Origin of the sequence: Actinosynnema sp. NPDC059797 (assembly GCF_042732085.1) — a bacterium.
Classification (GTDB): Bacteria; Actinomycetota; Actinomycetes; order Mycobacteriales; family Pseudonocardiaceae; genus Actinosynnema.
Genome location: NZ_JBHWIE010000033.1, coordinates 22746 through 48796 on the forward strand (window position 1 = coordinate 22746; position 26051 = coordinate 48796).

22 protein-coding genes and 1 pseudogene are annotated in these 26051 nt (G+C 74.1%); 14 read left to right on the top strand and 9 right to left on the bottom strand.

All coding sequences use genetic code 11. The features are described 5' to 3' along the window. Positions 1 to 68 precede the first annotated feature (68 nt). Positions 69 to 551, top strand: a complete 483-nt coding sequence (locus tag ACFV4N_RS12185; protein ID WP_499672545.1) for a nucleoside deaminase — start codon at positions 69 to 71, stop codon at positions 549 to 551. Between the two features lie 197 nt (positions 552 to 748). Here ACFV4N_RS12185 and ACFV4N_RS12190 read toward each other — a convergent pair whose 3' ends face one another. Genes ACFV4N_RS12190 through ACFV4N_RS12205 form a run of 4 tightly spaced genes read right to left on the bottom strand, consistent with a single transcriptional unit; the run spans position 749 to position 4255 of the window. Further along, entirely contained in the window at positions 749 to 1366 is a 618-nt protein-coding gene (locus ACFV4N_RS12190) for a response regulator (protein ID WP_499672546.1), read from the bottom strand. Next, positions 1363 to 2610 (bottom strand): sensor histidine kinase, encoded by a 1248-nt coding sequence (locus tag ACFV4N_RS12195; RefSeq protein ID WP_499672547.1) that lies wholly within the window; start codon positions 2608 to 2610, stop codon positions 1363 to 1365. Before ACFV4N_RS12195 ends, ACFV4N_RS12190 begins: the two co-directional genes overlap by 4 nt. A gap of 2 nt (positions 2611 to 2612) precedes the next feature. After that, positions 2613 to 3338, bottom strand: coding sequence for an ABC transporter permease (locus tag ACFV4N_RS12200; RefSeq protein ID WP_499672548.1), 726 nt, complete (start codon positions 3336 to 3338; stop codon positions 2613 to 2615). An 8-nt stretch (positions 3339 to 3346) separates the two neighbouring features. Next, the gene (locus ACFV4N_RS12205; RefSeq protein WP_499672549.1) at positions 3347 to 4255 is read right to left on the bottom strand and encodes an ABC transporter ATP-binding protein; all 909 of its coding nucleotides are present in this window, start codon (positions 4253 to 4255) and stop codon (positions 3347 to 3349) included. Positions 4256 to 4613: 358 nt separating this feature from the next. Between ACFV4N_RS12205 and ACFV4N_RS12210 the strand changes: the two genes are divergently transcribed. From ACFV4N_RS12210 to ACFV4N_RS12220, 3 genes are read left to right on the top strand one after another with little or no spacing between them, the layout of a single operon-like run. Then, on the top strand, positions 4614 to 5342 hold the full coding sequence (locus ACFV4N_RS12210) for an alpha/beta fold hydrolase (protein ID WP_499672550.1): 729 nt from the start codon (positions 4614 to 4616) through the stop codon (positions 5340 to 5342). A gap of 44 nt (positions 5343 to 5386) precedes the next feature. Beyond that, the gene (locus tag ACFV4N_RS12215) at positions 5387 to 6037 is read left to right on the top strand and encodes an HAD family hydrolase (RefSeq protein ID WP_499672551.1); all 651 of its coding nucleotides are present in this window, start codon (positions 5387 to 5389) and stop codon (positions 6035 to 6037) included. A gap of 10 nt (positions 6038 to 6047) precedes the next feature. Continuing rightward, positions 6048 to 7010 (top strand): LLM class F420-dependent oxidoreductase, encoded by a 963-nt coding sequence (locus tag ACFV4N_RS12220; RefSeq protein ID WP_499672552.1) that lies wholly within the window; start codon positions 6048 to 6050, stop codon positions 7008 to 7010. Between the two features lie 15 nt (positions 7011 to 7025). On the opposite strand, the gene ACFV4N_RS12225 is transcribed toward ACFV4N_RS12220, so the two are convergent. From ACFV4N_RS12225 to ACFV4N_RS12235, 3 genes are all read right to left on the bottom strand, one after another. Continuing rightward, positions 7026 to 8336, bottom strand: coding sequence for a serine/threonine-protein kinase (locus ACFV4N_RS12225; protein ID WP_499672553.1), 1311 nt, complete (start codon positions 8334 to 8336; stop codon positions 7026 to 7028). Between the two features lie 203 nt (positions 8337 to 8539). Continuing rightward, on the bottom strand, positions 8540 to 9019 hold the full coding sequence (locus tag ACFV4N_RS12230) for a hypothetical protein (protein ID WP_499672554.1): 480 nt from the start codon (positions 9017 to 9019) through the stop codon (positions 8540 to 8542). A 47-nt stretch (positions 9020 to 9066) separates the two neighbouring features. Next, positions 9067 to 10338, bottom strand: a complete 1272-nt coding sequence (locus tag ACFV4N_RS12235) for a PucR family transcriptional regulator (RefSeq protein WP_499672555.1) — start codon at positions 10336 to 10338, stop codon at positions 9067 to 9069. A gap of 71 nt (positions 10339 to 10409) precedes the next feature. Here ACFV4N_RS12235 and gabT point away from each other — a divergent pair, with 71 nt between their 5' ends. From gabT to ACFV4N_RS12270, 7 genes are all read left to right on the top strand, one after another. After that, positions 10410 to 11663, top strand: a complete 1254-nt coding sequence (gabT, locus tag ACFV4N_RS12240) for a 4-aminobutyrate--2-oxoglutarate transaminase (RefSeq protein WP_499672556.1) — start codon at positions 10410 to 10412, stop codon at positions 11661 to 11663. Beyond that, positions 11660 to 13087: an aldehyde dehydrogenase family protein gene (locus tag ACFV4N_RS12245; RefSeq protein ID WP_499672557.1), complete on the top strand. Its 1428-nt coding sequence runs from the start codon at positions 11660 to 11662 to the stop codon at positions 13085 to 13087. Before gabT ends, ACFV4N_RS12245 begins: the two co-directional genes overlap by 4 nt. Before the next feature lie 42 nt (positions 13088 to 13129). Beyond that, positions 13130 to 13807 (top strand): effector-associated domain 2-containing protein, encoded by a 678-nt coding sequence (locus tag ACFV4N_RS12250; RefSeq protein ID WP_499672558.1) that lies wholly within the window; start codon positions 13130 to 13132, stop codon positions 13805 to 13807. A gap of 163 nt (positions 13808 to 13970) precedes the next feature. Further along, positions 13971 to 15422: a VMAP-C domain-containing protein gene (locus tag ACFV4N_RS12255; protein WP_499672559.1), complete on the top strand. Its 1452-nt coding sequence runs from the start codon at positions 13971 to 13973 to the stop codon at positions 15420 to 15422. Next, on the top strand, positions 15419 to 16411 hold the full coding sequence (locus tag ACFV4N_RS12260) for an AAA family ATPase (RefSeq protein WP_499672560.1): 993 nt from the start codon (positions 15419 to 15421) through the stop codon (positions 16409 to 16411). The genes ACFV4N_RS12255 and ACFV4N_RS12260 overlap by 4 nt, the downstream gene beginning before the upstream one ends. Beyond that, positions 16408 to 20718 carry an FxSxx-COOH system tetratricopeptide repeat protein gene (fxsT, locus tag ACFV4N_RS12265; protein WP_499672561.1) on the top strand — a complete coding sequence of 1437 codons (4311 nt, stop codon included), beginning with the start codon at positions 16408 to 16410 and terminating at the stop codon, positions 20716 to 20718. The genes ACFV4N_RS12260 and fxsT overlap by 4 nt, the downstream gene beginning before the upstream one ends. A gap of 225 nt (positions 20719 to 20943) precedes the next feature. Further along, positions 20944 to 21705: a hypothetical protein gene (locus tag ACFV4N_RS12270; RefSeq protein ID WP_499672562.1), complete on the top strand. Its 762-nt coding sequence runs from the start codon at positions 20944 to 20946 to the stop codon at positions 21703 to 21705. On the opposite strand, the gene ACFV4N_RS12275 is transcribed toward ACFV4N_RS12270, so the two are convergent. Together ACFV4N_RS12275 and ACFV4N_RS12280 are read right to left on the bottom strand one after the other, a co-directional pair. After that, complete coding sequence (locus ACFV4N_RS12275) at positions 21700 to 23334, bottom strand: aKG-HExxH-type peptide beta-hydroxylase (RefSeq protein ID WP_499672563.1); 1635 nt, start codon at positions 23332 to 23334, stop codon at positions 21700 to 21702. The genes ACFV4N_RS12270 and ACFV4N_RS12275 overlap by 6 nt on opposite strands. A 127-nt stretch (positions 23335 to 23461) precedes the next feature. Continuing rightward, positions 23462 to 23644 (bottom strand): hypothetical protein, encoded by a 183-nt coding sequence (locus ACFV4N_RS12280; RefSeq protein WP_499672564.1) that lies wholly within the window; start codon positions 23642 to 23644, stop codon positions 23462 to 23464. A 164-nt stretch (positions 23645 to 23808) separates the two neighbouring features. Here ACFV4N_RS12280 and ACFV4N_RS12285 point away from each other — a divergent pair, with 164 nt between their 5' ends. From ACFV4N_RS12285 to ACFV4N_RS12295, 3 genes and pseudogenes are all read left to right on the top strand, one after another. Then, the gene (locus tag ACFV4N_RS12285; RefSeq protein ID WP_499672565.1) at positions 23809 to 24432 is read left to right on the top strand and encodes a hypothetical protein; all 624 of its coding nucleotides are present in this window, start codon (positions 23809 to 23811) and stop codon (positions 24430 to 24432) included. After that, a complete protein-coding gene (locus ACFV4N_RS12290; RefSeq protein ID WP_499672566.1) occupies positions 24429 to 25322 on the top strand; it encodes a DUF4231 domain-containing protein in 894 nt (297 codons plus the stop codon). Before ACFV4N_RS12285 ends, ACFV4N_RS12290 begins: the two co-directional genes overlap by 4 nt. 135 nt (positions 25323 to 25457) lie before the next feature. After that, positions 25458 to 25973 (top strand): annotated as a pseudogene (locus ACFV4N_RS12295) (lytic polysaccharide monooxygenase auxiliary activity family 9 protein). The last annotated feature ends 78 nt before the right edge of the window (positions 25974 to 26051 follow it).

The window sequence follows — 26051 nt, forward strand, 5'->3', positions numbered from 1 at the left end:
GGCGCCGGGCGCACGACCCGACCCACCGACCCGCGGCGAACCCGCCCGCGCCGAGAGGCACCGCACCCATGACCACGACCACCTCCCCCGACCAGGCCTGGCTGCGCGAGTCCGTCGAGCTGGCCACCCGCAACGTCGCGGCGGGCGGCGGCCCGTTCGGCGCGGTCGTCGTCCGCGACGGCGCCGTGGTCGCCACCGGGACCAACCAGGTGACGACCGCGCTCGACCCGACCGCCCACGCCGAGGTGGTGGCGATCCGCGCGGCCTGCCGGGCGATCGGCGACTTCCGGCTCACCGGCTGCGTCCTGGTGTCCTCGTGCGAGCCGTGCCCGCTGTGCCTCTCGGCCGCCCTGTGGGCGCGGGTGGACCGGGTCGTCTACGCCGCGGACCGGCACGACGCCGCCGCGGCCGGGTTCGACGACCTCGAGTTCCACGAGCTGTTCGAGAGGCCGCGCGACTCCTGGGACCTGCCGGTGCGCCGAGTCCCCACGGGCGCGGACGACGCGCCGTTCAAGGCGTGGCTGTCCCGGGTGGACCGCGTCGACTACTGATCGCGGGCGCACGTCGAGGTGGTCGCGGCGCGGGGAGCGGGTGGTGGGGGGAGCGGTGTTCATGGGGCCAGGTTGCGCCGGTCGTCCAGGGGGCACAACGACTTCCGCCGGGGCTGTGGACAACTTCGCCGCGGTGACCGGCGAGAGGCCCGAAACGTCCCCCGTTCGAGTGGCTGGGCTGTGGACAACCCAGCCGGCTAGGCGCCCAGCAGCCCCCGCTCGTAGGCGACCGCGACCGCGGCGGCGCGGTCCTTCACCCCCAGCTTGGCGTAGACGTGCACCAGGTGCGTCTTCACGGTCGCCTCGCTGATGAACAGCTTCGCCGCCGCCTCCCGGTTGGTGCAGCCGCGCGCGATCAGGCCCAGCACCTCGACCTCGCGGTCGCTCAGCGGCTCCGCCGCGGGCTGCCGCACCTGGCCCACCAGCCGGGTCGCCACCGAGGGCGACAGCACCGCCTCGCCCCGCGCCGCCGAGCGCACCGCCCGGAACAGCTCGTCGCGCGGCGTGTCCTTGAGCAGGTACCCCGTCGCACCCGCCTTGATCGCGGGCAGCACGTCGCTGTCCGTGTCGTAGGTGGTGAGCACCAGCACGCGCGCCGAGGAGCCCCGCAGCCGCTCGATCGCGGTCACGCCGTCCACCCCGGGCATCCGCAGGTCCATCAGGACCACGTCCGGCCGCACGGCGCGCACCACGGCCACCGCCTCCGCGCCGTCCGCCGCCTCGCCCACCACCTCGACGTCACCGGCGGTGGCGAGCATCCCGCGCAACCCGTCCCGCACCACCGGGTGGTCGTCCACCACCACCACGCGGATCACCGGGCCACCTCGGCCGGAGCCGGGGAGACCGGCGGGGACGGGGGCGCCGGGGCCGCCGACGCCGGTATCGCGGGCACCGACGCCGACACCGCCGTGCCGCCGCCCGGCTCGGACTCCACCACCAGCGCGCCCGCCAGGCGGGACACGCGCTGGCGCATGCCGACCAGGCCGAAGCCGTCCGTCTCGCGGGCGGGGTCGAACCCGGCCCCGTCGTCCCGCACGTCCAGCGTCACCACGTCCTCCATGTACGACAGGGTCAAACCGACCCGCGACGCGCCCGCGTGCTTGGCGACGTTGGACAGCGCCTCCTGCGCGGCCCGCAGCAACGTCACCTCCACCTCCGGGTGCAGGGGCCGCGCCGGCCCCGTCGTGGCGACGGTAGCCGCGACACCGGTCTGGTCCGTCCACCCGGTCACGACCTCGGCCAGCGCGTCGGGCAGGTTCGCGTCCACCAGCGCGGGCGGGCGCAGGGCGTGCACGGAGCGGCGCGCCTCGGCCAGGTTCTCCCTGGCCAGCCGCAACGCCGTCTCGACGTGCCGGGGCGGGTTCTCGTCGGCCTGGAGCTGCGTGATGATGCCGGCGAACCCCTGGGCGAGGGTGTCGTGGATCTCCCGCGCCAACCGGTGCCGCTCGTCCAGCACGCCCGCCTCGTGGGCCTGGATGAGCAGCTGGGCGTGCAGGCCCGCGTTCTCCTCCATCATCGCCGCCATGTCGGCGACCATCTCCTTGCGGCGCCGGGACTGCTCGTCGGTGAAGTGCCCGAGCAGGGTGAAGGTGCTCGCGATCGTGACGATGACGAACACGATCGCCAGGTAGACGCCGACGGACACCGGGTCCGGCGCGGGCAGGCCGCCGTTCAGCGAGGTCGCCGCCAGCACACCGGTGGCGACCACGCCCGCGAACTTCCAGCGGCCCGGCAGGACGGCGAACGCGTAGATGTAGCCGGCGAACGAGTAGAACCCGAAGATGGAGTGCCGCAGCCCCAGCACGGCGTAGGCCACCAGGACCCCGACGTAGAACACCGCCATCAGGCCGTGCCGACCGCGCCACCCCGGGTGCAGCGTGAACCACCAGAGCATCCACAGGGCCGCGACGGCCGCGATGCCGACGTTCACCGCCTTCGTCACCGGCGGGTCCGGGATGATCAGCACGTACATGAGCGTCGGCAGCGCGAGCACGAGGTACGGGATGGCGTGCTCCGCCGCTTGTAGGCGGTGCTCCCACACTTCGAGCTTGTCGGTCATCGCTACTCCCAGCGGAAGGACTTCGCCGCGACGGTACCCGCCACCACCGTGACCAGGGCCAGGACACCGAGGTGCACGGGGTCCGGCGCGGCGCCCAGCCACGACTGCTGCAACGCCTCCACGCCGGGCGGCAGGTACTCGCCGACGCGCGCCAGGAAGTCGGGCATGAGGAACCGCGGCAGGTAGGCGCCGCCGAAGAACATGACCAGCATGAACGCCACGGTCGCCCAGCCGCCCGCGGACCGGGCCGTCGGCGCCCACGCGGCCACCAGCAGGCCCAGCGCGGACAGCGAGAGCATGCCGAGCAGGCACGTCACCAGGAAGCCCAGCGCGTGGTGCGGCAGGTCGATGGCGAACACGACCCGGCACGCGGTCATGAGCAGCGCGATCGACAGCGCGCCGGCGATCAGGTTGACCACCAGTTGGGCGAGCAGCAGGCGGCTCGGGCTGACGGGCGTGGTGGAGAAGCGGCGCAGCACGCCCTTCTCCCGGTAGGTGGCCACGGTGGAGGGCAGCTTGTTCAGGCCCAGGAACGCCAGCGCGATCACCACCAGCGTGGACACGTAGGCGTCGACGAACCGGAGGTTGTCGAACTGGGGGTCGGGGGTGCGCAGCGCCGGGATCGCGCCGAGGACCAGCAGCAGGATGGTCGGGAAGAAGATGGCGAACACGACCGTGACCGGGTCGCGCAGGAACAGCTTCCACTCGATCTGGACGATCTTCAGCATCTCTGGTTTCACTCCGTGAGCGCGCGGCCGGTGAGGCGGATGAAGGCGTCGTCCAGGCCCACCTGCTCGATGCGCAGGTCGGCGGCGACGACGTGGCTGCGGGCGAGGACCGACGTGACGGCGTGCAGCAGGTTGCCCTCGCCGGTGACGACGACCCGCGGACCGTGCCGCTCGACGCGGGACACCTCGGGCAGCTCCCGCAGGAGGTCGAGGTCCAGCGGGCCGGCGGGCCGGAACCGGACCGTCTGCTCGTCGCTCACGCGGGACACCAGGCCGGCCGGGCTGTCCACGGCGACGAGCCGGCCCGCGTCGATCAGGGCCAACCGGTCGCAGAGGCGCTCGGCCTCCTCCATGAAGTGCGTGACCAGCACGACCGTGACGCCGGAGTCGCGGACCTGCTCGACCAGGCTCCACGTGTCGCGGCGGGCCTGCGGGTCCAGGCCGGTGGTCAGCTCGTCGAGCACGGCCACCCTCGGCTTGCCGATCAGCGCGAGCGCGATGGAGACGCGCTGCTTCTGGCCGCCGGAGAGGTGCCGGTACTCGGTGCGGGCGCGGTCGCCCAGGCCGAGGCGTTCCAGCAGCTCCCGCCAGTCGGCCGGGTCCCGGTGGAACGACGAGTACAGGTCCAGCGCCTCGCCGACCCGGATGCGGTCGGGCAGTTCGCTCTGCTGGAGCTGCACGCCCAGCCTGGTGCGCAGCTCGGCCCGGTCGCGCCGGGGGTCGAGCCCGTCCACGCGGATGGTGCCCCCGTCCGGCGAGCGCAACCCCTCGACGCACTCGACGGTCGTGGTCTTGCCCGCCCCGTTGGGACCGAGGATCCCGAAGATCTCCCCCTCGTCGACGGTGAACGACACCCCGTCCACCGCGACTTTCCGGTCGTACCTCTTCACGAGGTCGACCACCTCGATGATCGCCATGGGCCAAGGCTCGCCGACCGGGCCGCCCGGTGGATCACACGGCGGGTGGGACTCCTGGTCAACCGATCGGTTGATGCCCCGTAGACCACCCCCGACCTCGGCCCGGGGTCCCCCGGGTGTCGGGTTCAGGGGTCCCGGGCGTTGAACTCAGGGGTCCTGGGCGCATGACTCGCGCGACCGGAGCGCACGACTCGCGCGGCCCGGGCGTACGACACGCGCTACCTGGGCGTACGACTCGCGCGGGGTGGGGGTACGACACGAGGGGTTCGGGCGTACGACACGCGGTGGAGTGCCCGTTGGGACGGGGTTCGCCGGGATCTGCGGCGACGAGGGGTGCTCGCCCGGCAGAATCGGGGACGTGACTCCCCCCTCGCTCCTGTTGGCCCACGGCGCCGGCGGCGCCGTCCGCGCGAACTTCAGCCCGCTCATCCCCCAGCTGTCCCGCAAGCGCAAGGTGCACGCGGTGGACTTCCCCGGTTCCGGCAGCACGCCCCGGGCCACCGGGCCGCTGGAGCTCGACGACCTGGCCGACCTGCTCGTGGCCTCCGCCGAGGGTGACGAGCGGTTCGCGATCGTCGGTTTCTCCCTGGGGTGCGCGGTCGCGGTGCGCGCGGCGCTGCGGTACCCCGAACGCGTCACGGCCCTCGTGCTCACCGCCGGGTTCGCGCGCGCCGACGAGGAGACGCGGGCCCGGCTGCGGGAGTGGTCCAGGCTGCTGGGGGCGGGCGACCGCACCGCGCTGGCCCGCTACCTGATGTCGACCGTGCTGGGCGAGCCGTTCCACCGGCGGATGACCGCCGAGCAGGAGTCCGGGTTCCTGGAGCTGGTCGCCATGACCATCCCGCCGGGCAGCCCCGAGCAGGTCGACCTGGTGCTGCGCACCGACCTGACCGACGAGCTGCCGCGCGTGCACGTGCCCACCCTGGTCATCGGCACCAAGCACGACCGGCTGATCTCGCCCAGCTCCACCCGCGCGCTGGCCGACCTGGTCCCCGGCGCGAAGTGGGCGGAACTGGACAGCGGCCACGCGCCGGCGCTGGAGGCGCCCCGCGAGTGGGCCAGGCTGATCGAGGAGTTCCTGGGCTGATCGCCGGCGGTTTGCCGGTCGTCCGACCGGGCTAACCACGGCCCATGACCAACACGCTCGTCCTCGACGTGGACGGCACGCTGGTGGACACCAGCTACCACCACGCCGTGGCCTGGTTCCGCGCGTTCCGCCGCTTCGACATCACCGTGCCGACCTGGCGCCTGCACCGCGCCATCGGCATGGGTGGCGACAAGCTGGTCGCCGCCGTGGCCGGCGAGCACGTCGAGCGCGACCACGGCGACGACCTGCGGACCGCGTGGGAGGCGGCGTTCGAGCCGATGCTGGCCGAGGTCCGGCCGCTGGAGGGCGCGCACCGGCTGGTGGCGGCGGCGCTGGAGCAGGACTTCGCGGTGGTGCTGGCCAGCTCCGGCAAGCGCCACCACGTGGACCACTACCTCAAGCTCATCGACGCGGTGGACGTGCCCTCCACGTCGTCGGACGACGTGGAGGAGAGCAAGCCCGCGCCGGACCTCGTCGAGGTCGCGCTGCGGCAGGTGGACCGCGACGGCGGCCGGGCCGTGATGATCGGCGACTCCGTGTGGGACTGCGACGCCGCCCTGCGCGCGGGGCTGCCGGTGGTGGGCCTCCGCACGGGCGGTTTCGGCGAGGCCGAGTTGCGGGAACGCGGCGCGTCGGCAGTCTACGAGGAACTCGACCAGTTGCGGGCGGACCTCACCGACCTGCCGATGGCGTAGGAGGACGATCGTGCGGATCGGCTACACCCTGATGACCGAGCAGGCCGGGCCACGCCAACTGGTGGAGCACGCGGCGCTCGCCGAGGGCGCGGGGTTCGACTTCGAGGTCATGAGCGACCACTACTCGCCGTGGCTGGACGAGCAGGGTCACGCGCCGTACGCGTGGAGCGTGCTGGGCGCGGTCACCCAGGCCACCGAGCGGGTGGAGCTGATGACCTACGTGACCTGCCCGACGGTGCGCTACCACCCGGCCGTGGTGGCGCAGAAGGCCGCGACCGTGCAACTGCTGTCGGGCGGCCGGTTCACGCTGGGGCTCGGCGCGGGCGAGAACCTCAACGAGCACGTGGTGGGTCGCGGCTGGCCTCCGGTGAACGTGCGGCACGAGCTACTGAAGGAGGCCGTGGAGATCATCTCGACGCTGTTCGACGGCGGGTACGTGAACTACTCCGGCGAACACTTCCGGGTGGATTCCGCGAAGCTGTGGGACCTGCCCGAGCAGCGGGTGCCGATCGCGGTGGCGGTGTCGGGCAACCAGTCGGTGCGCACGTTCGCGCCGCTGGCCGACGCGATGGTGTCCACCGAGCCGGAGGCGGCGCTGTGCCGCGAGTGGGACGTCTTCCAGGGCGAGGGCGGCTCGTCGCGCAAGATCGGGCAGCTCCCGGTGTGCTGGGACACCGACCGGGACAAGGCCGTCGAGCGGGCGCACGAGCAGTTCCGCTGGTTCGCGGGCGGCTGGAAGGTCAACTCGGAGCTGCCCGGCACGGCCGGGTTCGCGGGCGCCACGCAGTTCGTGCGGCCGGAGGACGTGGCCGAGCAGATCCCGTGCGGCCCCGAGGTGGGGCCGATCGTGGAGGCGGTGGCGAAGTTCCGCGACGCCGGGTTCACCGACCTGGCCCTGGTCCAGATCGGCGGCGACCACCAGCGCGAGTTCCTGGACTTCGCCAAGGGCGAGCTGCTGCCCGCCCTGCGCTGACCCCCGGGGAACCGGTCAGCCCCTGCCGCTCCTGCCCTTGCTCGGGTCGGCCGGCTGCTGCGCCTGCTGCGGGAGGCTGCGTTGCGGCGAGTTCTGCTGCGTTTGCGTCTGCTGCGGCTGGGTCTGTTGCGGCTGCGTCTGCTGCGTTTGGGTCTGCTGCGGCTGGGTCTGGTCCGGCTGGGTCTGGTCCTGCTGCGGTTGGTCCCGTCCCACCGACGACGGCGCCGCGGCCTCCCGCACCACCGTCACCGTGTCCTGCCCCGCGGGTGGCGGCGCGCCGGCGGTGGTGAGGTCGACGACCGGTCTGGCGGTGGTGGCGGGCGGCGCGCCGGACGGGACCTCCGCGGCGGGTCCGCCGGTGCTCCCGCCGGGACCGGTCGTCGAGGAGCCCGGGTTGAGCACGGTCAGCAGGACCAGCGCCGCCGCGGCCGCCGCCGCGCCACCCAGCAGCACGACACCACCCGGACGGCGCGCCGGGGCGGGCTCGGGTCTCGCCGCCACCGCGGCCGGCTCGGCGAGCGGCGGCAGGCCGGTCGCGGCGCGTTCGGCGGTGGTGAGCAGCCGGGCGCACTCGGCGGCGGAGGGGCGCCGCCCGGGATCGGTGGCGGTCATGGCGGCCAGCACGGTGGTGAACGCGCCGGGCAGGTCGGCCGGGACGCGGGGTTCGCGGTGCAGGCGGGCGAGGGCGGCCTCGGTGTCGCCGCCGGGGTACTCGGGTTTGCCGGTGAGGCATTCGAGCAGGACCAGGCCCAGGGCGTAGACGTCGGCGGCGGGTGACACGTCCGCGCCGCGGACCTGCTCGGGGGACAGGTAGCCGGCGGTGCCGACCAGGACGCCCGAGCGGGTGACCCGGGTGACCTGCGCCTGGAGCGCCAGGCCGAAGTCGGCCAGGTAGGCGCGCCTGCCGCCGGTGTCGAGCAGGATGTTGGAGGGCTTGACGTCGCGGTGCACCACGCCGTTGGCGTGCACGTGGGCCAGCACCTCGGCGACCTGCGCGCCCAGGTGGGCCACCACCGAGGGCGCCAGCGGCTCGCGCATGCGGCGGCGCAGCGTGCCGCCCTCGACCGGCTGCATCACGAAGTAGGGCCGCCCCCGGTGGACGCCGGTGTCGTAGACCTCGACCAGGCCCGGGCAGCGCAGGGCGCCCAGCACCTCCGCCTCGCGCTCGAGCCGGATGCGGTCCTCGGGGGTGGCCTCGCCCTGGAAGAACTTGATCGCGACCTTGCGGTCGAGCCGCGTGTCGAACGCCCGGTACACCTCGGCCATGCCGCCCGAGCCGTAGAGGTCGCCCAGCTCGTACCTGCTGCCGACGACCTTTCCGGTCAAGTCACCTTCCCACATCCAGGTCGTCCCTCCGCTGCGTTGACGAAGCCGGCCGGACGCCGGAAGGTACCCGGTCTCATGCCGCGGTGGTCACCCCGCCCGTCTTGTCGGCGACACCTACCCGCAATATTTCTGTCACAAACCACCCGATCTTCGGAATTTCGAAGGTCCGTTCGAGTGAGTTCGGCCCCTGGACGAACGGCCCGTCACGGCACGGGCGTCGCGCAGGGCGTCGTGGTGGTCGACCCGGTCGGCAGGGTGGTCACCGGTGGCCCACCGGAGGCCGGGCGGGTGCCGCTGCAGTAACCCGTCTCGACGCGCGCGTCGGACGAGTCCCCCGTGGCGAACACCAGGTACTCCGCGTTCGCGGACAGGGTGATGCCGCAGGTGCCGCCGTGGATCGAGGTCAGCACGTCCACCATGGGCGGCACGTCGCCCTTGTGCTCCACGCCGACCTGGACGCGGTAGCGGTACCTGTCGTCGCCGACGGTGGACGGGTCGTTCTCCTCGACCGCGGAGGCGACCACCGTGCCGGTGAACACGTGGGTCGCGCGCTGGAACCGCTCGCCCTCGGTGCTGGGCACGCAGCTGCAGGCGGCGGCGGGGCTGGTGAACACGGCGGTGAGCAGCACGGCGGTGGTGATCAGGGCACCGGCCGAGTGGGCGAGCAGACGTGAGCGCGCCAATGTATCCCCCTCGTCATCAGGGATGGTCGTGGCGGTGTCGGCCGAGCCTAAGGCGCGGCGTACAGGGCGAGCCAGAGTTCCGCGCGCGTCCCTGCAGGTTCCAGCGAGCGCCCGAGCAGCTCCTCCACGCGCCGCAAGCGGTTGCGCACGGTGTGCCGGTGCACCCCCAGCCTGGTGGCGGCCGGGTCGAACTGGCCGTGGCACGACAGCCACACCCGCACCGTCTCGCGCTGCACCTCGTCCAGCGGCGCCAGCAGGGCTTCGGCGTGCTCGGCCGCGTCGGGCGCCAGCAGCCGCGCGGCGGCCACCTCCTCGAACCTGGTCACGCCCTCCTCCAGCGCCCGCAGCGCCTCCCGGTGGCCGCGCGCGACGCCCGCCGCGTCCACCGGGCTCGACGCGGCGGCCGGGACGTCGAGGTCGTGGGCGAGCACGACCAGCCGCCCGTCGACCTCGGCCCAGAACCCCGGCGGGTCGGGCACCGGCGCGAGGGGCAGGAACACCCGGAACGGCGCTTCGGGCAGCCCGGCCACCGCCTCCCCCGCCAGCAGCAGCCGGAACCGCTCGGCCCGCAGCTCCCGGTGCGCCCGGTCCACCTCGTCGGACCGCGCCAGCGCCAGGGTGAGCAGCGACGCGGCGGTGTTGACCACGCCCGCCTCCAGCGGCCCCGGCGCCAGCACGGCCAGGAACCCGCGCCGCCCGAGCACCTGCATCGCGGCGTGCCGCTCCCCCACCCGCCACGCGGCGCCGGCCGGTCCGCCGGACGCGCCCAGCAGGCGTGCCTGCTCGACGAGGTCGGGCACGCCGGGGTCGCCGGCGGCGTGGACGGGCGCGCCCGCCTCGTCCAGCAGGGCCGCGGCGCCGTCGAGCAGCCGGGCGAGCCGCCGCACCACGCCGGCGGGACCCCCCGTGACGGCGGCGCGGGTCAGCGCGTGCTGCGCCTCGTTGGTCCGGGTGAGGGCGGCGTGCGCGTCGGCGGCCACCGCCTTGGTGATCGCGATGAACGGCGTGGCCCTGGGCACCTCCAGCAGCGCCAACCCCGCCTCGCGCGCCGCCGCGACCAGGTCCGCCGGCACCTCGTCGTGGCTCAGGCCGGTGCCGAACCCCAAGCCGACCACGCCCGCCGCGACGAGCCGGCGCGCGTAGTCCCCGTGCCGGCCGAGCGCGATGCCGGTGGTCAGCAGCAGCTCGCCGCCCTCCAGGAACGGCGTCGGGTCGGTCAGCTCGGTGCTGTGCACCCACGCCACCGGCCGGTCCAGCCCGGCGTCGACCAGCACCGGCAGGCCGACCTTGCGGGCCAGCGCGCCCACCGTCAACGACATGGACACTGTGTACAACGCGTTGGCCAGTCTGGCTACTGTCGCCCTCGCCCCGGGAGCACGATCCTGGAGCCATGGCACGACTGCGCACCGAGATCCCCGGCCCCCGCTCGCGAGAGTGGGGCGAGCGCCGCAAGGCCGCCGTGGCGGCGGGCGTGGGTTCGACGCTGCCGGTGTTCGTCGACCACGCCGAGCCCGGCCTGCTGGTGGACGTGGACGGCAACCGGTTGATCGACCTGGCTTCGGGCATCGCGGTGACCGGGGTGGGCAACCCCGCGCCGCGGGTGGCGGCGGCGGTGCACGACCAGGTGGACCGGTTCACCCACACGTGTTTCATGGTCACCCCGTACGAGGGGTACGTGGAGGTGTGCGAGCGGTTGGCGGAGTTGACGCCGGGCTCGCACGACAAGCGCTCGGTGCTGCTGAACTCCGGCGCGGAGGCGGTGGAGAACGCCGTGAAGGTCGCGCGGTACGCCACCGGCCGGCCCGGGGTGGTGGTGTTCGACCACGCCTACCACGGCCGCACCAACCTGACGATGGCGTTGACCGCCAAGGAGATGCCCTACAAGCACGGCTTCGGGCCGTTCGCGCCGGCGGTGCGGCGGGTGCCCGGCTCCTACCCGCTGCACGACGGGCTGGACGGGGCGGAGGCGGCGCGGCGCGCGGTGGCGGCGGTCGAACGGCCGGACGAGGTGGCGTGCGTGGTGGTCGAGCCGATCCAGGGCGAGGGCGGGTTCGTCGTGCCCGCGCCGGGGTTCCTGCCGGAGCTGGCGGCGTGGTGCCGGGCGCACGGGGTGCTGCTGGTCGCCGACGAGATCCAGACCGGGTTCTGCCGGACCGGGTCGTGGTTCGCGTGCGAGCACGAGGGCGTGGTGCCGGACCTGGTGGCCACGGCGAAGGGCATCGCGGGCGGCCTCCCCCTGTCGGCCGTCACCGGGCGCGCCGAGGTCATGGACGCCGTGCACGCGGGCGGGTTGGGCGGCACCTACGGCGGCAACCCGATCGCCTGCGCCGCCGCGCTGGGCGCCATCGACACCATGCGCGAGCTGGACCTCAACGCCGCCGCCCGGCGCATCGAGGCCGTCGCGCTGCCCCGCCTGGCCGCGCTGCCGGGCGTGGCGCAGGCCCGCGGCCGGGGCGCGATGCTGGCCGTCGAGCTGGCGTCGGCCGAGGTGGCGGGTCGGGTCGCGGCGCGCTGCCACGCGGCCGGCGTGGTGGTGCTGACCTGCGGCACGCGGGGGAACGTGATCCGCCTGCTGCCGCCGCTGACCATCCCGGACGAGCTGTTGGCCGAGGGCCTGGACGTGCTGGAAGGAGCCGTGGAGTGACCGTGCCGTACTGGGTCGCGGGGCAGCCCGCGACGAGCGAGGACCTGGTGGAGGTCCGCACCCCGCACGACGGCGGGGTGGCGGGGGTGACGTCGAACGCCTCGGCGGAGGACGTGGAACGGGCGGTGGCGGCCGCGCACGCGGTGGCCGGCGAGTTCGCCGTGCTGCCCGCGCACGCCCGCGCGGCGGCGCTGGACCACGTGTCGCGCCGGCTGGCCGAACGGGCCGACGAGGTCGCGGCGCTGATCACCGCCGAGTCGGGCAAGCCGGCGAAGTGGGCTCGGGTCGAGGTCTCGCGGGCGGTGTCGGTGTTCCGGTGGGCGGCCGAGGAGGCGCGGCGGTTCTCGGGCGAGCTGCAGCGGCTGGACACCGACCCGGCGGCCGCGGGCAGGTTGGCGCTGGTGCGACGGGTGCCGCGCGGCCCGGTGCTGGGCATCGCGCCGTTCAACTTCCCGCTCAACCTGGTGGCGCACAAGGTCGCGCCGGCGCTGGCGGTCGGCGCGCCGATCGTGGTCAAGCCCGCGCCCGCGACGCCGCTGGTGGCGCTGCTGCTCGGCGAGCTGCTGGCCGGGACCGACCTGCCGGCCGGGTCGTGGTCGGTCCTGCCGGTGCCCAACGAGGCCGCGGGGGCGCTGGCCGAGGACCCCCGGCTGCCGGTGGTGTCGTTCACCGGTTCGGGTCCGGTGGGCTACTCGATCCAGGAACGGGTGCCGCGCAAGCACGTGGTGCTGGAGCTGGGCGGCAACGCGGCGGCGGTGGTGTGCCCGGACTGGACCGACCTGGACTTCGCCGCCTCGCGGATCGCCACGTTCGCCATGTACCAGGGCGGGCAGTCGTGCATCTCGGTGCAGCGCGTGTACGCCCACCGGGAGGTCTACCCGGCGTTGGAGCAGGCCGTGGTGGCGCACGTGCGCAAGCTCGGCGTCGGCGACCCCGCCGACCCGGCCACCGACGTGGGGCCGCTCATCAACGAGGCCGCCGCGCGCCGGGTCCAGGAGTGGGTGGACGAGGCGGTGGCGGCCGGGGCGAGGGTGCTAACCGGCGGCCGCCGCGACGGGACCGCGTTCGAGCCCACGGTGCTGGCCGACGTGCCGCCGGGGTGCCGGGTCGTGGACGAGGAGGTCTTCGGGCCCGTGGTGGTGCTGGAGGCCGTGGACTCGACCGAGGAGGCGTTCGACCGGGTCAACGCCTCGCGCTTCGGGTTGCAGGCCGGGGTGTTCACCCACGACGTGCGCCTGGCGTTCCGGGCCTCGGCCCGCCTGGCGGTGGGCGGGGTGATCGTCGGCGACGTGCCCAGCTTCCGCGCCGACCAGATGCCCTACGGGGGCGTCAAGGAGTCGGGCAGCGGCCGGGAGGGCGTGCGCGCGGCGATGGAGGACCTGACCGAGCAGCGCGTGCTGGTGCTGACCGGGCTGGAGTTCTAGGACCGCGTTGACCGCGTGCCACCACGCCCCCATGCTCGGGGCGTGGTGGTCGCCGCCGTGGGCACGGCACCGGCCGGGCTGCGGGAGGCCGGCCTCGGGCTGCTGCGCGCCGTCCTGGACGGGCCGGCGTGGGCCTCGGACCACCCCGCCGCGCTCCTGGTGCCGCCGCCCCACCTGCCCGTCGACCGCCTGCCGGTGCGGCTGGCCGACGCCGTGCGCCGGTACGCCCGGGACGCCGGCGTGGACCTGCGGCTGCGCGTGGCGCTGGCCCACGACGTGCCCACCGCGCTGGCCGTGCTCGCCTCCGACGCGTGGCGCGGCGGGCGACCGGCCGTCATCGCGGTCACCGAGCGCTGCCTGCGCTCCCACCCCGTCGCCCGGTCCGGTGACCACCGCGTGGTGCGGGTACCCGGGCTGGACGAGCCGGTGTGGCTGCTGGCCGACCGCGTGCCGGACGTCGACGCCCTGTTCCACGCGCTGATGGCGGTGCCGTCGCTGCGCGACGCGGACGGGCGGCGGCTGGTGCTGGACCTGCTGCCGCCGGGCCTGGCGAACGGCGTGGAACACCACCCGAACGCGGCACTGCACGTGGGCGCCCTGCTCCACCGCTGCCTGGAGCACCGCGACGGGCTGAACGCGCTGCTCCGCGCATTGAGGGTCCTGGAAAGCGAGGATTCCACATCAATGGTACTACTTACGTCGCTATTGCAGGACTACTGACACTTTCGACTGAACGCAGTGGCCATGAATCGGTAACGAAGCTCGCGCGATTCAGGATTCAGGAGGAGGTTGGACTCTGGGCGCTCACTGCACGAACGGGGTACCTCCGATGGTCCATGCGGACGATGGCGACGGCAGGAGGTTGCTGATACCTCTTGTCGACGTGCTGAACCGCGTGCCCGCGCTGGCCGATCGCGCGGGGCGCAACCTGGTGATCCGGATGATGTCCGCAGAATTGCGGGAAACCCTGGTGGTGGACGAACACGCCAACACCGTCGGTCACCTGTTCAGCCTCGCCGAGGTGTGCCTGCGGAGCCCGGAACGCCTATCGGCCCTCGTTCGCATAGTAAGTCGCTTCGAACAGGATTCGCGGGCCATGGCCGAATTGCGCCGGTTCGTGGCCGAGCTGACCCCGCTGGACCTGTTCCCGACCTCGGAGCGCGCGGCGCTGTTCCGCCTGCTGGCCGGCGTCACCGACCCCGACGTGCCCGACCTGTACCGGGTGGTCGCCGGCCCTTCCGCGCCCAACCTCTACGGCCCGATGAGCTGCATCGAGGTCTTCCGGGTGCTGGAGACCCTCAACGCCGGCTCGGACGGGCTGCCGCGCCCCCTCGTGTTCCTGGAGCACCTGGCCACCAGGGTCCGCACCGAGCTGTCGATCGAGCTCCAGCGCTGGACCTACGCCCAGGCCCACGCGATCGGCCTGGCCGACGAGCTGGTCGCCGTGCGCGAGGGGCTGCGCTCGGAGCGGGCCGAGGCGCTGACCCCGCCGCCGGGCTCGCCCGCCTACCTGGTGGTGCGGATCAGCTCGGAGGGCCCGACCGGGGACCGCTACCGGCTCTCGTCGTGGCGGCAGCTCGGCAACCCGCAGCAGTGGGCGCCGCTGCCCGGCCGCGACGTCACCGGCCCGCTGGCGCAGGTCAAGCGGCAGGTCGCGGTGCTGGTCGAGCAGGTCGAGGACGACTGGGGCCGGTACCGGCCGGACATCCGGGTCGAGTTCGTGCTCGACTACGAGAACCTGAACCTCGACGTGGACCAGTGGCCGTGGGAGAACGACCCCCACCTGGTCCAGCCGATCGGCTGCAAGTACCCGGTGGTCGTGCGCAGCCTGGAGCGCATGACCACCCGGCGCTACCACCGCGAGTGGCACGAGCGGTGGGAGCGGCTGGCCCGCCAGCTGGAGCAGGCGCGGCGGATCGCGCGCGGCTCGGCGTGCCGCGGCGCCACGGGCGGCGACGGGTTGCGCGAGCTGCTGTCGCTGTTCAGCCGGGAGCGGGAGCTGGTGTCGATGGTGCTGTCCGCGCCGCCCCGGCCCGAGTCCGTGGGGCAGGACGCGGTGGCCGCCGGGGTGAAGGCCGGCGTCCCGCTGATCCTGTGGCACCGCCACGACTGCTCCTCGCCCGAGTTCGGCGACCTGGTCGAGGCGCTCCTGCACGACGAGGACGAGAACCACCTGCTCGAACGCGTTCGCCTCGCGCGGACCACGGCGTTCGCGGAAGGCCCCGCGCGGCGTCACGTCGGAGAGGCTCTCACGGTCCTGTACGACGACCCCACGCGGCTCGTCGTGCCCGGTCAACCGGGGCCTCCGGCGGAGAGCGGGGTTGCGGTCGCATGAACGGTGGTCACGTCTACCACGGCACCGGTGAAGTGGCACGGGGTCCGATCGACGACCTGCCACCACCCCCGCCCTGGCGGACGTTCACCGGTCGGGGCGACGCGACCAGACCCGACGACGACGGCGGCGAGGGCGACCGCCGGGTGGGCGGGGTGCGCTCGATCCGCCGCACCCCGAACCCGGACGAGGTGGCGATGGTCAACGCGGCCATCCGGCTGCGCCGCCCCCTGCTGGTCACCGGCGCGCCCGGCACGGGCAAGTCGTCCCTGGCGTACCTGGTCGCCCGCGAGCTGGGGCTGGGCCCGGTGCTGCGCTGGCCGATCACCAGCCGCGCCACCCTCAAGGAGGGCCTGTACCTCTACGACGCCATCGCGCGCGTGCAGGCCGTGGGCGCGGGCGACCCGGAGTCCGGGATCGGCGACTACGTCCACCTCGGCCCGCTGGGCACCGCCCTGCTCCCCTACGACCTGCCCCGGGTCCTGCTCATCGACGAACTCGACAAGGGCGACATCGACCTCCCCAACGACCTGCTCAATGTCTTCGAGGAAGGCGAGTACGAGATCCCGGAGCTGGTCCGCTACGCCAAGCACCAGCCCGAGGTGCGGGTGCTGACCGCCGACCGCGGCCACACCGCCGCCATCGGCCACGGCACCGTGCGCTGCCGCGAGTTCCCGATCGTGATCATCACCAGCAACGGCGAGCGCGAGTTCCCGCCCGCCTTCCTGCGCCGCTGCCTGCGCCTGCACGTCGCCCAGCCCGGTCGCGAGCAGCTCGGCGAGATGGTCGCCGTGCACTTCCGCGACACCCACGGCGTGGACCTGGCCCGCCTGATCTCCGACTTCCTCGCCCACCGGGACCAGGTCGGCACCGTGTCCGCCGACCAGCTGCTCAACGCCGTGCACCTGGCCACCTCGGGCGCCTACCAGCCCGACGAGGACTGGGCCGAGCTGCTCAAGGCCATCTGGCACCCGCTCACGGAGGCTGGATGACGCGACCGGGCGACCCCGCCTTGGTCGAGGTGCTCCTCCAGCACCTCGACGCGGCCGAGCAGCGCGTGCGGCGACTGCGCACCGCGGACCTGACGCTGCGCGAGGTCCGCGATTCGCTGTGGCTCGCGGGCGCCCTGCGCCCGGCCGACCCGCCGGCCGCGCCCCCGGAGCCCGGACCGCCGCCGGGGACCGACCACCGCGACCCGCCGCCCCCGGAAGAGCCCGAGGAGCCCGAGGGGCCCGGGGAACCCGCGGAGCCCTCGGAACCCGGGGTCGACCACCCCCCGCCCGAGCCGGCGGACACCCGGGGCTGGACCCCGACCCCGACCACGGTGGCCCGCGCCCACCGCGGACCGGACGCGAACGGGTCGGTCGGCGCGGTCTCGGCCTGGCCCACCGTGCCCGCCCTGCCCGAACGCCGCCGGATCAGCCGCGCCCTGCGACCGCTGGGGCGCAGGCAGCCCTCGCCCCGCGCGCGCCTGCTGGACGAGGAGGCCACCGCGGTGCGCGCGGCCCGCGACGGCCTGTGGCTGCCCGAGTGGCGCGCCGCGCCGTGGCGGCGCTTCGACATGGCCCTGGTGGTCGACACGACCGTGGCCGCGGAGCTCTGGCAGCAGACCGTCCGCGAGTTCCGGCGGCTGCTGGAGCGCCAGGGCGCGTTCCGCGACGTGCGGACCTACGTCCTGGACAGCTCCCGGTCCGACCCGCGGGACGTGACGCTGCGCTCGGAGGGCGGCGCGGAGCACCCGTGGCAGTACCTGGTCGAACCGGCCGGGACGCGGATCGTCGTGGTGCTCACCGACACCGTCGGCCGGGCGTGGCACGCCGGCGCGGCGGGCCACGTCCTGCACCACTGGGGCTGCCGCATGCCCGTCGCCGTGGTGCAGACCCTCGCGCAACGACTGTGGTCCTGGGGCGGCCTGCCCACCCGCCGGCTGAGGCTGTCCGCACCGGCCCCGGGCGCGCCCAACGCCCGGCTGCGCATCGCCGGCGCGCGCACCGACGCCACGCCCGTGCCGGTGCTGGGCCTCTCGGCGGAGTGGATGTCCGGCTGGGCGCGCCTGCTCACCGCGCCCGGCTCGGAGTGGGTCGAGACCACCGCCGCCCTCGTCGGCCCGCGCACCGGACCCGCGCCCGAGCCCGAGCCCGACGAACCGCTCGGCGCCGCCGAGAGCGTGCTGCGGTTCCGCACCCACGCCTCCACCGACGGCTTCCAGCTCGCCGGGCTCCTCGCCGCGACCCCGCTGAGCCCGCGGCTGATGGGCCTGGTGCAGCGCGTCCTGCTGCCCGGCTCCACCCTCTCGACCCTGGCCGAGGTGATGCTCGGCGGCCTGATGTCCAGGCTGCCCGGCGCCGACGGCGACGGCGACGCCGTCGCGTACGAGTTCCACGCCGGCGTCCGGGAGGAGTTGCTGGCGCACTCGCGCCGCGCGGACACCGCCCGCGTCGCCCGCGTGCTGGACGAGTACGCGGGCGACCGCAACGAGGCCCTCCGAGTCTTCCGCCTGGCGCTCGACGACCCCGAACAGACCCGGGAACTCGATGCCTCCTCCGAGAACCTGCCCTACCTGCGCGTGCAGGAGGCGGTGTTCAAGGCCCTGTCCGGCCCTTACGCCAAGAGGTCGCAACGCATCCGCAGGTCGCTGCGGCAGGGCCGGGGCCCGGACGGCGGGAGCCCGCACACCCGAACCGACCCGGAGCCAGATTTGAAGATCATCGACGCCCAGCCCCTGGACCGCGGGGCTGGGTCGCCGCCGCCCGAAGGAGACGACGTGACCGCTCCCGGTACCCCCCTGTTCACGGGCGAGCGGCGGGCCGGCACCACACAGCCCCAGGTGTGGGGGCCCGTGCCGCTGCGCAACCCCGACTTCGTCGGCCGGGGCGAGCTGCTCCGCCGGCTCCAGCAGCGGTTGGGCGAGACCGGGCCCACGGCCGTGCTGCCCGAGGCGCTGCACGGCATGGGCGGCGTCGGCAAGTCCCAGACCGTCGTCGAGTACATCTACCGCCACGCCTCCGAGTACGACGTGATCTGGTGGATCTCGGCCGAACGGCAGGAGCAGATCAAGCAGAGCTTCGTCGAGCTGGCCAAGCGGCTCGGCGTGGCGGTCGCGGGTTCCGCCGAGACCGCGGTGCCCGCCGTGCTGGAGTCCCTGCGCCGCGGCGAGCCCTACGCGCGGTGGCTGCTGGTGTTCGACAACGCCGACCGGCCCCAGGACGTGCGCCGCTACTTCCCCGCGGGCGTCGGCCACATCGTGGTCACCTCCCGCAACTCCGAGTGGGGCGGCTACGCCCGGCCCGTCGAGGTGGACCTGTTCACCCGCGAGGAGAGCGTCGAGCTGCTCCACCGCCGCGGCGGCGACCTGGACGACGCCGAGGCCGACGCGCTGGCCGAAGCCCTCGGCGACCTGCCGCTGGCCGTGGAGCAGGCCGCCGCCTGGCGCGCCCAGACCGGGATGCAGGTGTCGGAGTACCTGGAGCTGCTGGAGCAGAACCGCACCGAGCTGCTGGAGACCGGCACCACCGGCGAGGACCAGCTCCCGGTCGCGGCGGCGTGGAACGTGCCCCTCAACCGCCTGAAGAACGACCACCGCGCCGCGCTCCAACTGCTCCAGGTGTGCGCCTTCTTCGGGCCGGACCCGATCTCGCAGCAGCTGTTCCGCGGCGTGCGCGAGGCGCCCGTGCCCGAGGCGCTGGCCGCCGCGCTGCGCGACCCCATCCGGCTCAGCCGCGCGGTCCGCGAGATCAGCCGCTACAGCCTCGCCAAGATCGACCACCGCGCCAACGCCCTCCAGCTGCACCGACTGGTCCAGGCGGTGCTCAAGAACCAGCTCGACAAGGACGAGCAGGACCGCATGCGCCACTCGGTGCACGTCCTGCTGGTCAACGGCGACCCCGGCGACCCGGAGAACTCCGACAACTGGCCCCGCTACGCCGAGCTGCTCCCCCACGCCCTCGCCTCCAACGCGTCGCGGTGCTCGGACCGCTGGGTGCGCCAGCTGATGCTGAACCTGGTGCGCTACCTGACCAACGTCGGCGACTTCGGCGGGGCGCACGACCTGGCCAAGCAGACCTCGGAGGACTGGCGGCAGGCGCTGGGCGAGCGGGAGTTCGACACGCTGGAGATGACCCGGCGGTACGGGATCTCCCTGCGCCGCCTCGGCCTGAACGACGAGGCCGCGCAGGTCAACGAGCGGACCTTCGAGGAGTTCCGGAAGATCCTCGGTGACGAGCACGAGGCCATGCTCAACATGCTGGACACCATCGCGCTGGACCGGCGGGCGCAGGGCCGGTTCGCGGCGGAGCTGGACATGCGGCAGCAGGTGTACGACCGCGCCGTCACGATCCTCGGCGAGGACGACCCGACGACCCTGAACTACGCCAACAACCTAGCCAGCTCGTTCCGCCTCATGGGCGACTACCGGAAGGCCCACGAGATCGACGAGATGACCCTCGGTCGGCGGAACCAGGTGCTGGGCGCCAACCACCGGCTCACGTTCTCGTCGTACAACAGCCTCTTCATGGACCTCCGCGAGCTGGGCCGGTACACGGAAGCCGCCAGGTTGCAGGAGGAACGCCTGACCCGGCAGCAGCAGGCGGTCGGCGAGGAGCACCCCCAGGTGCTGGGCGCGATGCGGAACCTGTCGGTGGCGCTGCGGAAGGCCGGCGAGCACCTGCGGGCCAAGGAGCTCTCCGAGCGGTGCGTCGAGCACTACCGCCGCCGGCACGGCCAGGAGCACGTCGACACCATCACCGCGATGATGAACCTGTCCACCGACCTGCGCCACCTCGACGACCTCGACGGCTCCCTCCGGCTGGCGCGCGAGAGCTTCGAGGCGTTCGAGCGCAGCTGGGGCCCCAACCACCCGTACACCCTGGTCGCGGCCATCAACATGGGCGTCACCCTGCGCCTGCGCGGCGACGTGGCCGAAGCCCTCGACGTGGACCGCCGGACGTACGACAAGCTCGTCTCCGTGTTCGACGCCGACCACCCGTACAGCCTGGTGGCGGCCGCCAACCTGGCCAGCGACCTGGCGGCGGCGGGCGACTTCGACGCGGCGGCGGACCTGGACCGGGAGAACCTGGACCGCGCGGCGCGGAAGCTCGGCGAGGAGCACCCGACGACGCTCGCGATCGCGCTGAACCTGTCGCTGGACCTGCGCAGCCTCGGGGACGAGGGCGAGGCCGCGCTGCGGCACGCCCGCACGGTCGACGGTTTCCGCCGGGTGTTCGGCGAGGAGCACCCGGCCACCATCGCGGCCACCCAGTACGTCCGGGCGAACTGCGACACCGACACGATGCAGCTGTAGCCCCGGTCGGCGGAGGGCCCGGTCGAACCGGGCCTCCGACCCCGCGGGCACAGCACCGAACCACCGATCGAGCCGCGACACCGGACCCGCGGCCGAGCCGACGCGACCGGCTCGGCCGACGGGCTCGTCGGTGCGCGAGGAGAACGCCCCGGACACCGGGCTCCGATCCCGTCGCCGCGGCTCCCGAACAGCCGAGCCCGGCCCCCACCGCCCGAAGGAGACGACGTGACCGCTCCCGACGCCGCACGACCCCCGGTGCGGGGCCACGTGCCGCCGCGCGACCCCGACTTCGTCGGACGCGGCGAACCCCCCGCCCGGCCGCGCCGACGGTCGGGCAAGTCGCACCCCTCCGCCGCGTTGCCCCAGGCGTCGCACGGGGTGGGCGGCGTCGGCGAGCCCCAGGCCGCCGTCGAGAGGGTGTCCGGCCCCTTGCGGGTGGGGTTCGGCGTCGACGTGGTCGGTTACAGCGAGCGCCGTGAGCGGTTCCGCGACCTGGTGCAGGAACGGGTGCTCAGGCTCACCGGTTCCGTGGTGGGCCGCATCGGTCCCGACACCGCCGCCGTCGACCACTGGGGAACCGGCGACGGGGTGCTGGTCTTCCTCGCCGACGGCTTGGACGTCTCCCGGGCCCTGTCCCTGATCCTCCTGACCTGGAGGGACCTGCTGCACGCGGACAACGAGGTCTACGCGGACAGGCTCCGGCTGCGCATGGCGGTGGCGCTGGGCCCGGCCAAGCTCGGCGCCCTCGGGTTCTCCGGCCCCACCGCGACCACCCTGGGCCGGTTGCTCGACAGCGACGTCCTGCGGGCCGCGATGGAGGACAACCCGGACGTCGACCTGGCCGTGCTGGTGACGGATCCGCTGTACTCGTTGGCGGTGGACGCGCCCACCCCCGCGTTCACGCGCCACCACGTGACCTCGAGGAACTACCGCGGCGACGCGTGGCTGTGGATCGGCCGTCCGCCCACCGGCTCGCGGTGGTCATGACGCGGCGGTGAGGCCCCCGCGGGCACCCCGGTCGAACCAGGCCACCAGTTCCCGCGGGGCCGGCGCGGAACCGGTGCGCGCGGCCACGCCGCGGTAGGTGGCGCGGACCACCTCGGGCGCGCGGCGCAGCGCGGCGGAACCCAGCACGAGCCCCAGGCCCGCCCAGGCCGCGGTGTCGTGGGGCGCGACGCGCAGCCTGGCGGCGTACCCGTCGACGGCCGTGCGGCGATCACCCTTCAGGTGGGCGAACTCCGGGCTGCGCCGACGCGTGACGCGGTCGTACTCGGCCGGGTCGAGGGCGCGCAACCTGAGCAGGGCCGCCAGCAGCGATTCGCCGGAGCCCCTGCCGGGGACCACGCGGCTCCCGCCGAGGTCGGCCGGCGCCTCGCCGCGGTCGAGCCAGGCGGCGACGGCCGCCTCGACCACGCCGGCCGCGGGCCGGGCGTGCCGCAGCCGCCAGGTGATCGCGTGTTCGCCGGTGATGCCCTCGACCGCCGCGGCGACCTCGGGCGTGCGCGCGGTCGAGTCGCACGAGGCCAGCCGCACGGCCACCGCCGCGACGAACTCGCGCCCCAGGTCGGTCAACCCGGCCGCGCCGCGCAGGCCGGCCACCGCGATCCCGACCTGCCGGGCCCGGTGCGCGCGGTGGAACTCGGCGGGCCGGACCAGGGGCGCGGGCAGGTCGTCGCCCTGCGCGTCCCAGTACTCGGCGACGCTGACGAAGGCGTAGACGCCGTGCAAGAGCGCTTCGAGGGGTCGCGGGTCATCGCGCCACGGCGCGTAGTGCACGGGTTCGCCGCCGTCGACGTGCAGCTTGACCACGTCGAGCAGCGCGTTGACCTTGGAGTGCTGCAACTCGTGCACCAGCGCTTCGCCGAACTCGACCGCGGAGCGCTTGGGCGACATGGCGATCGCGCCGAACGCCGAGGACGAGGACGCGGCGAAGACCTCCCGGCGGGCCTCCAGCGGTACCACCGCCGACAACCCGGCCGACAACTCCTCCGCCGGACCGGGGAGCCGCGCGGTCAACAGGTCCCACGCCTCACCGAGCAACTTGCCCCACTCGGCTCGCTCGACCGCGTCCAGCGGGGCCGGCGGCACGGGTTCCCCGAACTCCCGGTAGGGGTCGAGGTCGTCCAGGAGGACTTCCAGGGTGCTGCCGCGGGAGGTGCTCCGCTGCCGCGGGGCCGACCGCCAGTGGACCGCGGCGACCCGCCCGGCGGCCTCCAGCACCGTTCCGGCGGGCGAGCTGCGCAGCGTGGCGTGCCCGACGGGGAAGCGCTGCGCCAGCCGGTGGACGCCCACCGTCGGCAGCGCCACCGCACCGTGCACCACCGGCACCTCCACCGCGCAGGTCAGTCCACTCCGGACAGCCGCGGCGGCCGCCACGGAGTGGAACCAGCCCGCCTCGGACCACAGCGGCGTGGCGTCCACCGCGGCGCCCAGCACCTGGCGCAGCGCCCGGCTCAGCCACACGCCCACGGAGTGGTGCATGAGGACGTCCTCGACCACCTCCGGGGAGACCTGCTCGGCCTCCGCGAGCACCGTCCACGCGTGGTCCAGGTCGGCGAAAGGGCCGAGCCTGGCGGTGACCTCGGAAGCGGCTTCCAGGAAAGCGCGCAGGCGCAACCGGCGAACGCTGTACTGGGTTGTCCGCAAAATTGCCATTCCGGCGGCGGACACCGCACCGGCGCAGACCTCTTCGAACACGAAGCGCGGCAAGCGGTGCGTGCCGGCCCCGACGGAGTTCACGCGCCTACCTGCTGAAGTTGACCTGTTCCTGGACGGAATCGCCGAAGTCGCCCGACCGGAACCGGTCCAACGTCCGACGCACCGCCAGGTCCAGCGCGGGGTCGTGCAGCGATCTCATCTCGAACAACGACGTCGCGGTCAGGTCCAACAAGTCCGAGGACAGTTCTCCAGGTGTTTCCACAGCCATGTCGACCGCCTCCCCGATTCCGCCCGATTCCATGATGCCCGAACCCGCACATGTCCGGCAGCGGCCAGCCGGATATTCCGATGACGGCCAACAGGTCCACCCCGCGGGACCGGGGTTCCGGAACCGGCTCGCGGGGCGGGCGCGCGCCGGTACGGTCGTCGATCATGGAGACGACGCGGGTCTCGTCGAGGTCGGAACTGGGCGGGCTCGGCCTGCCGTCCGGGCGGCCGGTGCTGGTGGTGGTGGGCGGCGCGGACCTCATGGACCGGTCGCGGGTGGCGGGGTTGGAGCGGGTGCTGCGCGACCTCGTGCCGGTGCTGGACGCGTGCGGCGCGGTCGTGCTGGACGGCGGCACGGACAGCGGCGTGATGCGGGCCGCCGGGCGGGCGCGGGCGGCGGCGGGCGGGCGGTTCCCGCTGGTCGGCGTGGTCGTGGAGGAACTGGCCGGTTCGGCGGTGCCGGAGCCGAACCACACGGGCCTGGTGCTGGTGCCGGGGCGCCGGTGGGGTGACGAGGCGCCGTGGTTGGCGGACCTGGCCGGGGTGGTCGCGGGGGCCGCGCCGTCGCTGACCGTGCTGGCCAACGGCGGCGCGGTGGCGTGGGAGGACGCCGAGCACAGCGTGCGCCGCGACCGGCCGCTGGTGGTGCTGCGCGGCACCGGGCGCACGGCCGACGAGATCGCGGCGGGCGCGGGCGGGCGGGCCGCCGCCCTGGCCGGTTCGGCGCTGACCACCGTCCTCGACCCGGGTGACCTGCGCGCGCACGTCGAAGGGGTGTTCGCCGGATGACCGCGAGGGGTTTGCGGGACGAGGACCTGCCGGGGCTGTTCGAGGCCGCGGACAGCGCGTCGCTGGACGGCCAGCGGCGCTACGTCCGGGCGGTGCGGCTGCGGCTGCTGCTCGCCGTGCTGGCCGCGGCGACCGGGGCGGCCCAGCTGCCCTTCGGCCGGTTCGACGTGGCCGCGATCGGCACGGCGATCGCGCTGGCCGCGGTGACCGTCACCGAGCTGAACCTGAAGTCCGCGCGGCCGGAGGACCGCTGGTACGACGGGCGCGCGTTGGCGGAGTCGGCGAAGAGCCTGGCGTGGAAGTTCAGCGCGGGCGGCAAGCCGTTCGCCAGGGCGGGCGACGAGCAGGCGACCGAGCGCCGGTTCATCGAGCAGCTGCACAAGCTGCTGGAGGACGCGCCGAAGACGAGCATCCGGCCCTCGGGGCGACCGGTGGTGACCGAGGCGATGCGGGCGCTGCGGGCGGCGCCGCTGGCCACCCGCAAGGCCGCCTACCTGGAGTCGCGCATCGCCGACCAGCAGCGCTGGTACGCGGCGCGGGCGGCGCGCAACGAGCGGCAGGCCGGGTGGTGGCGGGCCGGCCTGCTGACCATCGAGGTGGCGGGCATCTGCGCGGCGCTGGCCAAGGCGCTGGGCCTGGTGCGGTTCGACCTGGCGGGCGTGGTGGCGGCGGTGATCGCGGCCGGCACGGCCTGGGTGAGCCTGCGGCAGCTGTCGACGCTGGCGCGGGCCTACACGTTCGCGGCCAACGAGCTGGCGATCGTGCGCGGCCGGTTGGAGCTGGTCGACGACGAGGCGGGGTGGGCCGGCGAGGTCGCGGACGCGGAGGAGGCGGTGAGCCGGGAGCACACGATGTGGCGGGCTTCCCGAACCCGCCCGTCGAGCCAGTAGTTGTCACCGGCCAATCACACAGAGTATGGTCTAGACCGGCCGCCGCGTTTGGGTGAACGCCCTGCACTCCACCCACGCGCTATCGGGTTGGCGTTCGCCACAAGCGTTTCCGCCCATCCGACCAGAGGAGTCCCCATGTCACTCCGCCGTAGGATCGCAGCGGTGGCGGCAGGTGTTCTCGCCGCGCCGCTGGTGTCCGTCGCCCTGCCGTCGGCACCCGCTTTCGCCCACGGCTACATCTCGTCCCCGCCCAGCCGCCAGGCCCAGTGCGCCGCCAAGACGGTGTCCTGCGGCTCCATCCAGTGGGAGCCGCAGAGCGTCGAGGGCCCGAAGGGCCTGCGCAGCTGCAACGGCGGCGTCGCCGGGTTCGCCGAGCTGAACGACAACAACAAGGGCTGGCGGGTCAGCAACACCGGCCGCACGGTCACGTTCACCTGGGTCTTCACCGCGCGGCACCGCACGGCCAACTACGAGTACTACGTGGGCGGCCAGCGCATCGACACCTTAAAATTCAACAACCAGCAACCGGCCGACTAATTTTGGATTTTTGTTATCCTGCCGTCGTCCGGCAGGCAGACGGTGCTGGCCATCTGGAACATCGGCGACACCGCGAACGCGTTCTACGCCTGCGTCGACGTGAACGCGAGCTGATGCCCGGGTGGGGCGCGCCGCCCGGCCCGCCCCACCCACCCCGCAAAGCGGTGAAACCGCGGTCCACGGGGCACCGCG